Origin of the sequence: Pasteurella canis, assembly GCF_020810675.1 — a bacterium.
GTDB classification, from domain to species: domain Bacteria; phylum Pseudomonadota; class Gammaproteobacteria; order Enterobacterales; family Pasteurellaceae; genus Pasteurella; species Pasteurella canis.
Genome location: NZ_CP085871.1, coordinates 372787 through 389401 on the forward strand (window position 1 = coordinate 372787; position 16615 = coordinate 389401).

Annotated in this window: 14 protein-coding genes; 13 read left to right on the forward strand and 1 reads right to left on the reverse strand. The window is 36.3% G+C overall.

The window, feature by feature from the left end; genetic code table 11:
• The first annotated feature begins 131 nt into the window (after nucleotides 1-131).
• The 7 genes from ptsH to lpdA all read left to right on the forward strand — a co-directional run bounded on the left by ptsH (nucleotide 132) and on the right by lpdA (nucleotide 10226).
• Nucleotides 132-389: a phosphocarrier protein Hpr gene (ptsH, locus tag K7G93_RS01730; RefSeq protein WP_049215968.1), complete on the forward strand. Its 258-nt coding sequence runs from the start codon at nucleotides 132-134 to the stop codon at nucleotides 387-389.
• An 84-nt stretch (nucleotides 390-473) separates the two neighbouring features.
• Nucleotides 474-2201, forward strand: coding sequence for a phosphoenolpyruvate-protein phosphotransferase PtsI (gene ptsI / locus K7G93_RS01735; protein WP_223668077.1), 1728 nt, complete (start codon nucleotides 474-476; stop codon nucleotides 2199-2201).
• A gap of 58 nt (nucleotides 2202-2259) precedes the next feature.
• Nucleotides 2260-2760, forward strand: a complete 501-nt coding sequence (crr, locus tag K7G93_RS01740) for a PTS glucose transporter subunit IIA (RefSeq protein ID WP_049215965.1) — start codon at nucleotides 2260-2262, stop codon at nucleotides 2758-2760.
• 195 nt (nucleotides 2761-2955) lie between these two features.
• Entirely contained in the window at nucleotides 2956-3420 is a 465-nt protein-coding gene (gene tnpA, locus K7G93_RS01745; protein WP_228400326.1) for an IS200/IS605 family transposase, read from the forward strand.
• Between the two features lie 635 nt (nucleotides 3421-4055).
• Nucleotides 4056-6719, forward strand: a complete 2664-nt coding sequence (gene aceE, locus K7G93_RS01750) for a pyruvate dehydrogenase (acetyl-transferring), homodimeric type (protein ID WP_224046119.1) — start codon at nucleotides 4056-4058, stop codon at nucleotides 6717-6719.
• A 69-nt stretch (nucleotides 6720-6788) separates the two neighbouring features.
• The gene (aceF, locus tag K7G93_RS01755; protein ID WP_224046120.1) at nucleotides 6789-8684 is read left to right on the forward strand and encodes a pyruvate dehydrogenase complex dihydrolipoyllysine-residue acetyltransferase; all 1896 of its coding nucleotides are present in this window, start codon (nucleotides 6789-6791) and stop codon (nucleotides 8682-8684) included.
• Between the two features lie 120 nt (nucleotides 8685-8804).
• On the forward strand, nucleotides 8805-10226 hold the full coding sequence (lpdA, locus tag K7G93_RS01760; RefSeq protein ID WP_226690948.1) for a dihydrolipoyl dehydrogenase: 1422 nt from the start codon (nucleotides 8805-8807) through the stop codon (nucleotides 10224-10226).
• 162 nt (nucleotides 10227-10388) lie between these two features.
• On the opposite strand, the gene K7G93_RS01765 is transcribed toward lpdA, so the two are convergent.
• Nucleotides 10389-10838: a LexA family protein gene (locus K7G93_RS01765; RefSeq protein ID WP_226690974.1), complete on the reverse strand. Its 450-nt coding sequence runs from the start codon at nucleotides 10836-10838 to the stop codon at nucleotides 10389-10391.
• A gap of 369 nt (nucleotides 10839-11207) precedes the next feature.
• On the opposite strand from K7G93_RS01765, the gene sstT reads away from it, so the two are divergent.
• The 6 genes from sstT to K7G93_RS01795 all read left to right on the forward strand — a co-directional run bounded on the left by sstT (nucleotide 11208) and on the right by K7G93_RS01795 (nucleotide 16610).
• Nucleotides 11208-12449: a serine/threonine transporter SstT gene (sstT, locus tag K7G93_RS01770; RefSeq protein WP_226690949.1), complete on the forward strand. Its 1242-nt coding sequence runs from the start codon at nucleotides 11208-11210 to the stop codon at nucleotides 12447-12449.
• Nucleotides 12450-12538: 89 nt separating this feature from the next.
• Nucleotides 12539-13990 (forward strand): molybdate ABC transporter ATP-binding protein ModF, encoded by a 1452-nt coding sequence (gene modF, locus K7G93_RS01775; RefSeq protein WP_226690950.1) that lies wholly within the window; start codon nucleotides 12539-12541, stop codon nucleotides 13988-13990.
• 46 nt (nucleotides 13991-14036) lie between these two features.
• Nucleotides 14037-14960 carry an SPFH domain-containing protein gene (locus K7G93_RS01780; RefSeq protein WP_049215949.1) on the forward strand — a complete coding sequence of 308 codons (924 nt, stop codon included), beginning with the start codon at nucleotides 14037-14039 and terminating at the stop codon, nucleotides 14958-14960.
• A 24-nt stretch (nucleotides 14961-14984) separates the two neighbouring features.
• A complete protein-coding gene (locus K7G93_RS01785; protein ID WP_226690951.1) occupies nucleotides 14985-15434 on the forward strand; it encodes an NfeD family protein in 450 nt (149 codons plus the stop codon).
• Between the two features lie 7 nt (nucleotides 15435-15441).
• The gene (locus K7G93_RS01790; protein ID WP_191134954.1) at nucleotides 15442-16050 is read left to right on the forward strand and encodes an NAD(P)H-dependent oxidoreductase; all 609 of its coding nucleotides are present in this window, start codon (nucleotides 15442-15444) and stop codon (nucleotides 16048-16050) included.
• Entirely contained in the window at nucleotides 16050-16610 is a 561-nt protein-coding gene (locus K7G93_RS01795) for a TorD/DmsD family molecular chaperone (RefSeq protein WP_226690975.1), read from the forward strand. The genes K7G93_RS01790 and K7G93_RS01795 overlap by 1 nt, the downstream gene beginning before the upstream one ends.
• Nucleotides 16611-16615 lie beyond the last annotated feature (5 nt).

Consider the following 16615-nt stretch of genomic DNA (forward strand, 5'->3'; position numbering starts at 1 on the left):
ATTTACTTGCTAAGATTGATACTAGCTATATATTTATTTTTTATTTAAAAATAAATGTGATATGCAAAGAATGAGCAAATAATCATTTATTGTTTATTTTACTTTAATTATTTTGTTTAGAGGAAAAAATCATGTACTCAAAAGAAGTTGAAATTATTGCGCCAAATGGATTACATACTCGTCCAGCGGCACAGTTTGTAAAAGAAGCAAAAGCATTTGCATCTGACATTACTGTGACTTCAGCGGGTAAAAGTGCAAGTGCGAAGAGTTTATTTAAATTACAAACTTTAGCATTAACACAAGGTACAGTTATTACAATTTCAGCTGAAGGTGAGGATGAGCAAAAAGCAGTGGAACATTTAGTTGCTCTTATCCCAACATTAGAATAATTGTTTATAGCCATAATGTCATGAATATTATGGCTATTCTTTTCTTTTATCATCAAAATTAAATATATTTCGGAAGGGTTATATATGATTTCAGGTATTCCAGCTTCACCAGGTATTGTTTTTGGTAAAGCATTAGTGCTTAAAGAAGAAAAAATTGTACTTGATATGCAAAAAATTAGTGAGGCTCAAATTGAAGCTGAGATAGCACGTTTTTATCAAGGACGTGAGGCTGCTGTTGAGCAGCTAAGCACAATTCGAGATCGCGCAGAAAAAACATTAGGTGAAGAGAAAGCTGCTATTTTTGAAGGTCATTTAATGATCTTAGAAGATGAGGAATTAGAAGAAGAAATCATTGATTATATAAGAACAAATAAAGTAAATGCTGGTGTGGCAGCAAGTAAGATTATAGAGCAACAAGTTGTAATGCTTTCTGAAATTGATGATGAATATTTAAGAGAACGTGCTGGAGATATTCGAGACATTGGTAATCGTTTGATCAAAAATATCTTAGGCATGCATATTGTTGATCTCGGTGATATTAATGAAGAAGCAATTCTGATTGCTTATGATTTGACACCTTCTGAAACCGCACAGTTAAATTTAGAGAAAGTATTAGGTTTTATTACTGATATTGGAGGTAGAACTTCACATACCTCGATTATGGCTCGTTCTTTAGAACTTCCAGCGATTGTTGGTACAAATAATGTTACCGAGCGTGTAAATACAGGCGATTACTTGATCCTTGATGCTGTAAATAATGCGATTTATGTAAATCCTTCACAGCAAGAAATTACACGCTTAAAAGCATTAGAACAAAAACTCGCGGAAGAAAAAGCAGAGTTAGCGAAATTAAAAGATTTGCCCGCATTAACTTTAGATGGACACCGTGTTGATGTTGTTGCCAATATTGGGACAATTCGTGATGTTGAAGGTGCGGATCGTAATGGTGCTGAAGGTGTGGGGTTATATCGTACAGAATTTTTATTTATGGATCGTGACCAATTACCAACAGAAGAAGAGCAGTTTATCGCTTATAAAGACGTTGTTGAAGCAATGAATGGACGCCTAGTTGTGTTGCGTACGATGGATATTGGTGGTGATAAAGAGTTACCTTATTTAAATTTGCCAAAAGAAATGAATCCTTTTTTAGGCTGGCGTGCAGTACGTATCGCATTAGATCGTCGAGAGATTCTGCATGCACAACTAAGAGCTGTATTACGTGCTTCAGCATTTGGTAAACTAGCTGTTATGTTCCCAATGATCATTTCTGTTGAAGAAATTCGTGAATTAAAAGCGGTTATTGATACATTAAAACAAGAATTACGTAGTGAAGGCAAAACTTTTGATGATGAGATTCAAATAGGTGTAATGGTAGAAACACCAGCCGCTGCAGTAAATGCAAAATTCTTAGCAAAAGAAGTTGATTTCTTTAGTATTGGTACAAATGATTTAACACAATATACTTTAGCCGTAGATCGTGGTAATGAATTAATCTCTCATCTTTATAATCCAATGTCACCATCTGTTTTAAGTTTAATTAAACAGGTGATCGATGCCTCACATGCGGAAGGGAAATGGACGGGTATGTGTGGTGAGCTAGCGGGCGATGAAAAAGCAACTATTTTGTTACTTGGCATGGGATTAGATGAATTTAGTATGAGTGCTATTTCTGTACCACGTATCAAAAAATTGATCCGTAATGTCGACTATGCAGATGCGAAGACATTAGCAGCTAAAGCGTTACAGCTGCCGACGGCTGCAGAAATTGAACAATTAGTAGAAGATTTTTTAGCTGAAAAAGCATTAAATTAGATACAAGTTTAAAATTTTACGCTAAAATATAAACGCATTTACTTAGTAGGAGACTAAAATGGGTTTATTCGACAAATTATTTGGTTCAAAAGACAAAAAAGCCGTTGAAGTGGAAATTTTTGCTCCGCTTTCTGGTGAAATTGTGAATATTGAAGATGTACCAGATGTTGTTTTTTCTGAAAAAATTGTTGGGGATGGCATCGCTATTCGTCCTACAGGCAATAAAATGGTTGCTCCTGTTGATGGTGTGATTGGTAAAATTTTTGAAACTAATCATGCGTTTTCGATGGAGTCAAAAGATGGTGTAGAATTATTTGTTCACTTTGGTATTGATACTGTTGAATTAAAAGGTGAAGGCTTTAAACGCATTGCCCAAGAAGGTCAAACAGTAAAGCGTGGTGATACTGTTATTGAATTTGATTTGGAAATGCTGGAGGCAAAAGCAAAATCAGTACTTACTCCAGTTGTGATTTCAAATATGGATGAAATAAGTAATATTGAAAAGAAAACTGGTGAAGTTGTTGCTGGTGAATCTGTTGTTTTAGTATTGAAAAAATAATCTTTGAAATTTTCTAAATGAAAAGTCTGTCTAATTATAAGGCAGACTTTTTTATTTATAGCTAGACAAAGTCTAGCTATAAAAACCATACGCTTTGCGTATGGAACAGAAAAGCTTAAGCGGTGAGCAGAACAAAACATCCTCCTATAATGAACAAGGCTGACAACCAAAATTCAACATATAGGAGGATAAGTCATGGCAAGTAAATCCAATGACGATTCAAGTCTATCACACACAAGATGGAACTGTAAGTACCACATAGTCTTTATCCCTAAGTATAGGAGAAAAGCAATTTATGGAAAATTGCGAGTTGATATAGGAGGGATACTAAGACAATTATGTCACTACAAGAATGTAGAGATAATAGAGGCATATGCAATGAAAGATCATATCCATATGCTGTTAAGGATACCTCCAAAACTGGCCGTTTCAAGTTTTATGGGGTATTTAAAAGGTAAGTCATCGCTAATGATATTTGAAAGACATGCAAATTTAAAATATAAGTATGGGAATCGAAATTTTTGGGCGAAAGGCTATTATGTAAGTGCAGTAGGTTTAAATACAAAAATTGTAGAGGAATATATCCGAAATCAGGAAAAGGAAGATATGATTCAGGATAATTTATCGAAGAAAGAATATATGGACCCCTTTAAGGGGTAGGCAACAGAGTTATTGAACGGTTGTCAGACTTCACATGCCCCTTGAGGGGCATGTGAAGTACTAGGCCCTTATAGGGTGGCCTAAAAACCGCCCGTTTTACGGGCGGATTGTTATTTGTACTAAAATCTTTTGAAATTTATATTGTAGTCAATAGATAAATTGTAATCTGATATAGGTAACAACGTTTCTCTCACTTAAAAGATCTTGTTAATATTTACTGTGCTTGGGTCGATATATCATTATTATTCTCCTTAATTAAGATTCATTTATTCATTTTTTGATACAACTATACGTATTTTATAAAATGAAGGTTATAATATGAGAATAGTTTTCATTTTCTTCATTGTATTAAAAGAGAGATATTTCGAATTTCATTATTGTATTAGAAAAACTCATTTAGATAAGAAAAAAGCTACCTCAAAAGTATTCTTTTTTCTGTTTTGTGAGAGAAATCACTATCTTTATCTAAAAAAATCTAATAATATTTATAAAATTTGTTAAAAATTTGTGAAGCGGTTCTTCTTAATTGTTCCTTTGCAAATTGTATTCAATTTTATCAATTTAGTTATTAACTCATCGCTTAATCTTAACTAAGATTAAGCTTACTTTTAACTTAACAAAATAAGGAAAAGACTATGTCAGATATGTTAAAGAATGACGTAGATCCAGTCGAAACTAATGATTGGTTGTTAGCTATTGATGCGGTCATTCGCGAAGAGGGTGTTGAAAGAGCACAATTTATTATTGAACAACTCATGCAACATGCTCGTGCAAATAATGTTTCTTTACCGACAGGTATTACTACCGACTATATCAACACTATTCCAACCTCTGAAGAACCTAATTATCCAGGTAACCTAGATTTAGAAAGACGTATTCGTGGTGCTATTCGTTGGAATGCAATTATGATGGTATTACGTGCTTCGAAAAAAGATTTGGAATTAGGTGGACATATGTCTTCTTTCCAATCCTCAGCAACTATTTATGAAGTGTGCTTTAATCATTTCTTTAAAGCTCGTTCAGAAAAAAATGGTGGCGATTTAGTTTTCTTCCAAGGCCATATTTCTCCAGGAATTTATGCTCGTGCTTTCTTAGAGGGACGTTTGACTGAAGAACAAATGGATAATTTCCGACAAGAAGTTCATGGTAAAGGTCTTTCTTCTTATCCTCATCCTAAATTAATGCCTGAATTCTGGCAATTCCCAACAGTTTCAATGGGGCTAGGACCATTAAATGCAATCTATCAAGCTCGTTTCTTAAAATATTTACATAATCGTGGTTTAAAAGATACAGCAGATCAGACTGTTTATGCCTTCTTAGGTGATGGTGAAATGGACGAAGTAGAATCACGTGGCGCGATTTCTGTTGCTGCACGTGAGAAGCTTGATAATTTAGTCTTTGTCATCAACTGTAACTTACAACGTTTAGATGGACCAGTAACAGGTAATGGTAAAATTATTCAAGAATTAGAAGGTCTGTTTAATGGTGCAGGTTGGGAAGTGATTAAAGTTATTTGGGGACGTCGTTGGGATCGTTTATTACAACGCGATACTTCAGGTAAATTATTACAACTAATGATGGAAGTTGTTGACGGCGATTACCAAACGATGAAATCAAAAGATGGTGCTTATGTCCGTAAACATTTCTTTGGTCGTTATCCAGAAACAGAAGCATTAGTTGCTGAAATGACAGATGATGAAATTTGGGCACTTAATCGTGGTGGTCATGATCCATTAAAAATCTTTGCAGCATTTAACAAAGCGAAACAAGTTAAAGGCAAACCAGTTGTATTACTTGTGAAAACAATCAAAGGTTATGGTATGGGTGATGCTGCTGAAGGTAAAAATATTGCTCACCAAGTGAAGAAAATGGATATGTCAGGCGTAAGACATGTCCGTGATCGTTTTAACATCGATATTTCTGACGCAGAAGTTGAAAACTTACCTTATATCAAGTTTGCAGAAGGGTCAGAGGAATATAAATATCTTCATGAGCGTCGCCAAGCGTTACAAGGCTATTTACCAACTCGCTTGCCACGCTTTACTGAACAGTTAGAAGTACCAGAATTAGAAGAATTTGCTCAATTGTTTGAAGCGCAAGCACGTCCAATTTCAACCACTATGGCATTTGTTCGTTCATTAAACGTATTATTGAAAAACAAATCTGTGGGTAAACGTATTGTGCCTATTCTTGCAGATGAAGCTCGTACATTTGGTATGGAAGGTTTATTCCGTCAAATTGGTATCTACAATCCATATGGTCAAAATTATACTCCACAGGATCGTGAGCAAGTCTCTTACTATCGTGAAGCAATTGATGGCCAAGTTTTACAAGAAGGGATTAATGAACAAGGAGCAACAGCATCTTGGTTAGCTGCTGCAACATCTTACTCAACCAATGATTTTCCAATGATTCCATTCTATGTGTACTACTCAATGTTTGGTTTCCAACGTATTGGTGATCTAATGTGGGCGGCCGGTGACCAACAAGCTCGTGGTTTCATGATTGGTGGTACATCTGGTCGTACAACGTTAAACGGTGAAGGGCTACAGCACGAAGATGGTCACAGCCATATTCAATCATTAACAATTCCTAACTGTATCTCTTATGACCCAGCATTTGCATTCGAAGTGGCTGTAATTATGCAAGATGGTGTACGCCGTATGTACGGTCCAGAGCAAGAGAACGTTTACTACTACATCACAACCTTGAACGAAACTTATGATCAACCAGCAATGCCAAAAGGTGCTGAAGAAGGTATCCGTAAAGGTATCTATAAATTTGAAACTGTAACTGGTCAAGGTAAAGGTAAAGTTCAGCTATTAGGTTCTGGCGCAATCTTACGTCACGTTCGTGAAGCTGCTCAATTATTAGCTCACGACTTCGGCGTAACTTCAGATGTGTACAGCGTACCGTCATTCACTGAAGTGGCTCGTGAAGGTGCTGATGCAGATCGTTGGAACTTATTACACCCAGAAGCGGAAGCTCGTATTCCTTACATTGCACAAGTCATGAATGATGCACCGGCAGTTGCTGCAACTGACTATATGAAATTATTCGCAGAACAAGTTCGTGCATACGTACCAGCTACAAGCTATTGTGTATTAGGTACTGACGGTTTCGGTCGTTCAGATAGCCGTGAGAACTTACGTGAACACTTTGAAGTAGATGCGCGTTATGTTGCAATCGCTGCATTATCTGAGTTAGCAAAACAAGGTACTATCGATAAGAAAGTTGTTGCAGAAGCAATTGCTAAATACGGTATTGATGCAGATAAAGTGAACCCACTTTACGCCTAATTTACGATTAACATTCCTAGCTCCCTGAATTTAGGGAGCGTTTTGAGGAATGACTGGAGGATGAAATAAATGTCAAAACAAATTCAAGTGCCAGATATTGGTGGTGATGAAGTTACCGTTACAGAAGTAATGGTAAAAGCTGGAGATACAGTTGCAGTAGATCAAAGCGTAATCAATGTAGAAGGTGATAAAGCGTCAATGGAAGTGCCTTCTCCAGAAGCGGGTGTGATCAAAGAAGTTTTAGTTAAAGTTGGTGATAAAGTGTCTACTGGCTCGCCAATGTTTGTATTAGAAGCTGGAGATGCAAAACCAGCAGAAGCACCAAAAACAGAAGCTGCTCCAGCACCTGCTGCAGCGCTAGTAGCAAGCGCAGTAGTTGAAGTTCACGTGCCAGATATCGGCGGTGATGAAGTCAACGTCACTGAAATAATGGTGAAAGTAGGCGATAAAGTTGAAGTTGAACAATCTATCATCAATGTAGAAGGTGATAAAGCGTCAATGGAAGTTCCAGCACCAATCGCAGGTGTTGTAAAAGAAATCTTAATTAATGTAGGTGACAAGGTTTCAACTGGTTCATTAATTATGAAATTTGAAACTGGTGCAGCACCTGCAGCATCAACTCAAGCACAACCAGCGGCGGCTGCTCCAGCAGCACTGGCACAAAGTGCGGTTAAAGATGTAAATGTTCCTGATATCGGTGGCGATGAGGTAAACGTAACTGAAATTATGGTGAAAGTAGGTGATACCATCACTGAAGAACAATCATTAATTACCGTTGAAGGAGATAAAGCATCAATGGAAGTACCTGCTCCATTCGGTGGAGTGGTGAAAGAAATTTTAGTGAAATCAGGTGATAAAGTATCAACTGGCTCATTAATTATGCGCTTTGAAATTGCCGGTGCAGCACCTGCAGTAGCAGCGGCTCCAGCACAAGCTGCGCCAGCTCCACAAGCGTCTGCGCCAGCAGCACCAGTTGCAGCAACTGCGCCAGCGGGTGATGCGGAAGTAACAGGTAGCTCAGTATTTGCTTATGCAACACCAGTTGTTCGTCGTTTAGCACGCGAATTTGGTGTTAACTTAGATAAAGTAAAAGGTACTGGTCGTAAAGGTCGTATCTTAAAAGAAGACGTTCAAGCGTATGTGAAAGCGGCAATTAAAGCTGTTGAGTCTGGTTCAGTATCTGCAACACCAGCATCAAATGGTGCTGCAAATGGTGCGGGTCTAGGCTTATTACCTTGGCCGAAAGTAGACTTCAGCAAATTTGGTGAGACAGAAGAAGTTGAGTTAGGACGTATTCAAAAAATCTCTGGTGCTAATTTACACCGTAACTGGGTGATGATTCCACATGTTACTCAATGGGATAAAGCAGATATCACTGATTTAGAGCAATTCCGTAAAGAACAGAATGTTTTAGCTGAAAAACAAAAATTGGATGTTAAAATTACGCCATTAGTGTTTATTATGAAAGCAGTAGCTAAAGCATTAGAAGCATATCCACGTTTTAATAGTTCATTATCTGAAGATGGTCAACGCTTAACATTGAAAAAATATATCAATATTGGTGTTGCAGTAGATACCCCGAATGGTTTAGTAGTACCTGTCTTTAGAGATGTAAATAAGAAAGGAATTATTGAGCTTTCTCGTGAGTTAGCAGAAATTTCTAAAAAAGCCCGTGCAGGTAAACTGACTGCTTCTGACATGCAAGGCGGCTGTTTTACTATTTCAAGCTTAGGTGGAATTGGTGGTACTCATTTCACACCAATTGTGAATGCGCCAGAAGTAGCAATTTTAGGTGTGTCTAAATCTGAAATGACACCAGTTTGGAATGGTAAAGACTTTACGCCTCGTTTAATGTTACCGCTATCATTATCTTACGATCATCGTGTGATTGATGGTGCGGATGGTGCGAGATTTATCACATTTATTAATGGTGTCTTGTCTGATCTTCGCCGCTTAGTTATGTAATCCTGTAATCCGTTCAATAAAGAATTGAACGGATTATTTATCAACTCTAAATGTGGTGAAAGTGCGGTAACAAATCGCAATATTTTACAGAATCACATCACATCGTTTAACGAGGTTAAAATGAATAAAGAAATTAAAACTCAAGTTGTGGTATTAGGTGCTGGTCCTGCAGGCTATTCTGCTGCTTTCCGTTGTGCGGACTTAGGTTTAGAAACGGTGATCGTTGAGCGTTATTCAACATTAGGTGGTGTTTGCTTAAATGTTGGTTGTATTCCATCTAAAGCATTATTACATGTTGCTAAAGTGATTGAAGAAGCTAAAGCACTTGCAGAACATGGTATCGTTTTTGGTGAACCGAACACAGATGTGAATAAAATCCGTGGCTGGAAAGAAAAAGTAATTGCTCAATTGACCGGTGGTCTAGCTGGCATGGCTAAACAGCGTAAAGTTCAAGTTGTGAATGGCTATGGTAAATTCTCTGGTCCAAATACGATTATCGTTGCTGGGGAAGAGGGTGAAACGACAATTAAATTTGATAATGCCATTATTGCAGCAGGTTCACGCCCAATTCAATTACCATTTATTCCTCATGAAGATCCTCGTATTTGGGATTCAACAGATGCACTTAAATTAAAAGAAGTGCCTGAAAATTTATTGATTATGGGTGGTGGTATTATCGGTCTTGAAATGGGAACGGTTTATCATGCATTAGGATCAAAAATTGATGTTGTTGAGATGTTTGACCAAGTTATTCCAGCCGCGGATAAAGATATGGTTCAGATTTATACAAAACGCATATCTAAAAAATTCAATTTATTACTTGAGACAAAAGTTACGGCAGTTGAAGCAAAAGAAGATGGTATTTATGTTTCAATGGAAGGTAAAGCTGCGACAGAAACTCGCCGCTATGATGCAGTACTTGTTGCTATTGGTCGTGTGCCAAACGGTAAATTAATTGATGCGGGTATTGCTGGCGTTGAAGTTGATGATCGTGGTTTCATTCGTACAGATAAGCAAATGCGTACAAATGTATCTCATATTTTTGCTATCGGTGATATTGTTGGACAACCAATGTTAGCACATAAAGGTGTACATGAAGGACATGTTGCAGCAGAAGTAATTGCAGGTATGAAGCATTACTTTGATCCAAAAGTCATTCCTTCAATTGCTTATACTGAACCAGAAGTGGCTTGGGTAGGTAAAACAGAGAAAGAATGTAGAGCTGAGGGTATTAACTACGAAGTAGCTAAATTCCCTTGGGCTGCATCAGGTCGTGCTATTGCATCTGACTGTGCAGATGGTATGACTAAATTGATCTTCGATAAAGATACTCACCGCGTAATTGGTGGTGCAATTGTAGGCACTAATGGTGGTGAACTATTAGGCGAAATTGGACTGGCGATTGAAATGGGTTGTGATGCTGAAGATCTTGCATTGACTATCCATGCTCACCCAACATTGCACGAATCAGTTGGTTTAGCAGCAGAAGTATTTGAAGGTTCAATTACTGATTTACCAAATCCAAAAGCGAAGAAAAAATAATTTTTACTTGGATTAAAAATAAAAAATTTTACCGCACTTATATAGAGTGCGGTATTTTTTTATATTCTGTATAAGAAAATTTATTATAAGTTAGTTTATTTTTGAGCAGAGAATAAGAGTGATGTCGAGATTTTTTAAATTTTAACCGCACTTTTATTCTATTTAAGCTGCAAAGCGCATTTTACTTTTAGGCTTAATTTGATGAATCATATTAGTGACTGTTCCCACAATCGGTAAAGATAACCAATTTTCAGTTTTAATATTAGCTTGTTTCGAATCAAGAGAAAGGAAAACAAATTCATTATTTTGATGAGCAATCAATTCATAAATATGGAATTGTTTTTCTGTTTCTAATACAACCAAGTCACCTAATGATAAACTCTCATTTTTTTCTACAACTAGCATATCATCTATTTCAATTCCCCAAGCTAACATATTGGGATTAGTTACACGTATAAAGCAAGTTTGTTGTGGACGTTTTACGCAATAAAGGTTTAGATCTAGCTTTTTACTAAAATTAAAACGTGAGCTTTGGATATCGTCATAAAGTGGTATAGGGCGATAAGATAAGGCATTATCATTTTGTGCGGTATCATTATTTGCATAATTCATCATATACCTCTTAAATTCAACTGGTTATTTATACAGGTTTAATTTACTGTTTTTATATACAGTTTGTCAATGGTTGTTAGTATTTTTTTGTAAAAAAATTAAACTTTTTTTGTTTATGTTGTGTTCTGATTGTTGTTTCAATGACTGTTAGTCATGTAAGTTTTATCTAAAAAATGCTACTAGAAATAAAATATTTTCTAATGAGAGCTTCATTATTTTTAATATAGAATCAGCAATATAGCAAAAATATAAAAATTGATATTTTCTTTACTTAAAAAGTAAGCTATCTTTAGGCTTTATTAGGGGGATCAAACATTTGATCTAAATATTGGTAATGAGTGCATTCGCACAAAAATATGTGATTTAATTATGAACACATCTCGTTTACTTAGCTTGTTTTTCCAAGGCAATTTGGTCAAACGCATTTTTATTGGTCTTATTTTAGGTCTTATCGTGGCATTAATTACACCTACATTACAGAGTGTATTAGATTTTAATTTAGCGGAAAAAGTGGGGGTGTTAGGGACGATTTTTGTTCGTTCACTACGCGCAGTTGCGCCAATTTTGATTTTTGTGCTTGTTATGGCGGCGATTGCAAACAAAAAAATTGGCACTAAAAGTAATATGAAATCCATTGTGATTTTATATCTTTTAGGTACTTTCTTAGCAGCATTAACAGCTGTCATCGCAGGCTTTTTATTCCCAAGTGAAGTAGCTTTAACAACAAAAGAAGACATGACATCAGCGCCTCAAGGGGTTGGGCAAGTATTGCTTACTTTGGTCTTTAACGTTGTAGATAATCCTTTAAATGCATTATTTAAAGCAAATTTTGTGGGCGTGCTAGCATGGTCTATTGGTTTAGGTTTAGCTTTACGCCATGCATCTGAAACAACTAAAGTAATGGTTTCAGATTTAGCGGAAGCTGTATCAAAAATTGTTTATGTGATTATTGCATTTGCCCCAATTGGTGTATTTGGTTTAGTAAGTGAAACATTAGCGGATAAAGGATTGGCAGCATTAGCCGGTTATATTCATTTATTGGTAGTATTAGTTGGTTCAATGCTATTTGTGGCTTTTGTTGTCAATCCAATTTTAGTGTATTGGAAAATTCGTCGTAATCCATATCCATTAGTTTGGACGTGTGTTCGAGAGAGCGGTTTGACAGCATTTTTTACACGTAGCTCAGCTGCAAATATTCCTGTGAATATCAATTTAGCAAAGCGTTTAAATTTAGATGAAGAAACTTATTCTGTTTCTATTCCATTAGGTGCAACGATTAATATGGCTGGAGCTGCGATCACTGTGACGATTTTAACGTTAGCTGCAGTTCATACATTAAATCTGGAAGTGTCGTTCTTTAGTGCCCTATTGTTGAGTGTTGTTGCAAGTATATGTGCTTGTGGAGCCTCTGGTGTGGCAGGTGGCTCATTATTATTAATTCCACTAGCTTGTAGCTTATTTGGTATTTCTGATGATGTGGCAGCACAAATGATCGGTGTTGGTTTTATTATTGGTATTTTACAAGATTCAACAGAAACTGCGTTAAATTCATCGACTGATGTTTTATTTACTGCCGCAGCTTGTATTGCCGAAGAAAATAAACAAATATAATTTGATATATACTATATTAAAAGCGGATTTATCATCCGCTTTTTTTATATATAACTAATGTGAGAAATAGTTACTTACGAAGGATGTTTATGAGCAGATTATATATTGAAAAAACGCACTTTAAACTAGCAAAACAGCAATATCTAAATATCCCTTTTTTTACTTTGAGAAAAGGTGAGTTTTGGACTATCGTTGGGAGTAACGGAAGTGGTAAGAGTGCTTTTGCTTTAGCGTTACAGAATAAGCTAGGGCTTATGTCTGGAGAGTATGAAAATAATTTTCAGTGTATAGCGACATTATCTTTTGAGAAGCAGCAGGATATTATCGAGGAAACCTTTAAATTACGTAATAACGATGCAGTCAGTCCTGATGAGTTTGGCAAAACAGCACGACAGATGATTTTAGAGAATTCTAAAAAGGATTCTCTTTGTTCGTATTATGCCAATATATTAAATATCGAACATTTATTAGATCGTCCTTTTATTCAACTTTCGACAGGTGAAAGTCGAAAAGTATTACTTTGCCAGGCCTTAGTGAGTGAGCCTGACCTATTAATTCTAGATGAGCCTTTTGAGGGACTAGATAAAAAATCAGTGCAGGATTGGTTAACATTATTTAACCAATTGAAAATTAATATAGTATTGATACTCATTGTCAACCGTTTTTCAGATATCCCAGATATAGCAAGCCATATTGCATTATTAGATCATCGTGAATTGATTTTACAGGGACCAAGACAGCAAGTTGAACAGCAGTCAATGTACCAACAACTCAAACATGCAGAAACATCCGTTGATATTCCTTTCCCTGAGCCAGTCAATGAACCCATTATATTACCAGCTGGGGTAAATCCATTTGAGTTAAAAGATGTAACTATTCAATATGGAGATAAAAAAATTTTAAATAATTTAAGTTGGACTGTTGCACAACGGCAGCATTGGTGGGTAAAAGGACCTAATGGTGCAGGTAAGTCTACATTATTATCTCTTTTAACTGGTGATCATCCACAAGCATATTCAAATCACGTCGTCTTATTTGGTAGGCAGCGAGGAAGTGGCGAAACTGTATGGGAGATTAAACAAAAAATAGGTTATATGAGCAGCCAGTTGCATATGGATTATCGCGTGAATTGTTCAGCGCTTGATGTGATTGTCTCAGGGTATTTTGATAGTATAGGTGTCTATCAGCAAGTACCTAATATATTGAAGTTGAAAGCGATGCAATGGCTACAACGTTTGCATTTAAGTAGTTTAGCAACGAAACCTTTTCGCTCATTGTCTTGGGGACAACAGCGTTTGTTACTGATTGCTCGAGCAATGGTTAAACATCCACCGATATTAGTTTTAGATGAACCATTTCAAGGGTTAGATGGTTTAAATCGCAAATTAGTCAAATATTTTATTGAGCAATTAGTGAAGAATAACCAAACTCAATTACTTTTTGTTTCACATCAAGATCAGGACGCCCCTAGCTGTATTACCCATATACTTGAATTTATTACTGAATCAGGACAATATTCTTATATACAAAGTGCGGCTTAGTTTGTTAGACTTTCGTATGAATTATAACTTATTTGGGAGAATAACAATGGATTTTATTGATGGTTTACCAATCGCAACTATTTTCTTTATTGTATTAGTGATTGTAGTTTTATATTCAACGCTTAAAACAGTACCTCAAGGCTATCATTGGACGATTGAGCGTTTTGGTCGTTATACTCGCACGCTCACACCAGGTTTGAACTTTGTTGTACCTTTTATTGATCGTGTTGGCCGTCGTATTAATATGATGGAACAGGTATTAGATATTCCATCACAAGAAGTGATTTCAAAAGATAATGCGAATGTATCTATTGATGCAGTATGCTTCGTTCAAGTGATTGATGCACGTAATGCTGCTTATGAAGTCAATCATTTAGAGCAAGCGATTATCAATTTAACAATGACTAATATTCGTACCGTATTGGGTTCGATGGAATTAGATGAGATGCTTTCACAGCGTGATTCTATTAATAGTCGTTTATTGTCTATCGTAGATGAAGCAACAAATCCGTGGGGAATAAAAGTAACACGTATTGAGATTCGTGATGTTCGTCCACCACAAGAATTAATTGCTGCAATGAATGCACAAATGAAAGCAGAACGTAATAAACGTGCAGATATTTTAGAAGCAGAAGGTGTACGTCAGGCAGAGATTTTACGTGCTGAAGGTGATAAACAAGCGCGTATTTTGAAAGCTGAAGGTGAACGTCAAGAAGCGTTCTTGCAAGCGGAAGCACGTGAGCGTGCAGCTGAAGCTGAAGCAAAAGCAACACAAATGGTGTCAGATGCGATTGCAAGTGGTGATACTAAAGCAATTAATTACTTTATTGCACAAAAATATACTGAAGCATTAAAAGAAATTGGTGGTTCAGAAAACAGTAAAGTCGTATTAATGCCATTAGAGGCTGGTAATTTGATTGGCTCGATAGCAGGTATTGCAGAATTATTAAAAGGTGATAAAAAAGCCTAATTTGGTCGGAGAGTGAGGTGGGTTATGGAATGGTTCTCAACGTGGAGCGTTTGGCATTGGTTGGTGTTAGGTTTTGTACTACTTATTGCTGAAATTATTATTCCTGGGGTATTTTTATTATGGTGGGGGCTAGCGGCTTTAGTGATTGCAGGTATTATGGCACTAATTCCCTCGTTATCTCTCACATTCCTTTCAATTAGTTATGCAATGTTAGCACTATTATTTAGTGTGGCTTGGTGGAAATATCAACATAATAAAGATACAAGTGATCAATCTCACTCTTCTTTAAATCAACGTGATCATGCGATGCTTGGTGCGAAAGGCACAGTAAAAGAAATAGGTCATAATGGTATTGGACGAGGACATTTCGGTGATACAACTTGGCGAATTCAAGGGAGTCAATTACAAATTGGTGATCTGGTTGAAGTGGTTGCAGTGGAGGGGATTACTTTATTAGTTAATAAAGTAAATTAAAGCAGATATGAAACATTTGATTCTTTTTGCACATCCTAATATACAAAATAGTTTTAATCGCGCAATTTTAGATGCAGTCGTTCAAGTTAGTCAGAATGCAGGCATAGAAACTATTGTACGAGATCTCTATACCTTAAATTTCAATCCTGTTTTATCATGGGAAGAAATGCAAGCCGCTTATCAAGAGATTGTGCCTGCTGAAATAAAGCATGAACAAAAGCTGATGACTAGTGCCCACTTAATCACACTAATTTATCCACTGTGGTGGATGGGCTTTCCAGCCATATTAAAAGGATATTTTGATCGTGTCTTAAGTTATGGTTTTGCATATAAGACTGAAAATGGAGAGTCTATTGGTTTGTTACAGAATAAAAAGATGCAGCAATTTATTACGATTGGCAATAATGTATCGCGTTATCAAGAGATTGGTTTTGCTGATTCATTAAAAGATTGTTTAGTTGATGGATTATTTAACTACTGTGGTATTACTGATATTCAGCATGAATTATTTGGTGATATTCATATTATTGATGATGAGGCTCGCCAGCAAATGTTGCAAATTGCTATTAATAAAACTCAGCAAAATTTAACCGCACTTTTAGAGAAAAAAGTATGATAGCAGAAAATCAGTTGAATAATTTTTCGATGATTGCTCGTTTATTCGGTAACTTATGGTACCGTTCACCAACAGATCCTATTTTGGCAGATGTATTTGCTTGGTTACAGCAAAATGGATTAAGCGAACTTTGGCCATTAACGACAGACTTGGCAAGCGAGCAAGCACTTGCGAGTATTCAAATGCGAGTTGATTTGACTGCGCTTGATAATGAATATCAAAGGTTATTTGTAAATGAGAATGCATTAGTCAATACAAAAATTTCAGCTTATCAGCTAGATGTTGTTGAGTTTATTAATTTTCGCCAAATGCGTGGTATGCATTCTGTACAGAATGAGGATCATTTTGCATTGCTTTTACTTACGGCATCTTGGATTGAAGATAATGTTGATTCTGTTGCTGCACAGCGAGAGTTATTTGAGCACTTTTTACTGCCTTGTGCGAGTAAATTTTTGCCCCAAGTAGAAGCTAAAGCTAATTTACCTTTTTATAAAGCACTTGCTATATTGTGTAAAGATATTCTTGCAGCAATGGCAGATGAACTAGATGAGTCACTATAATTAAG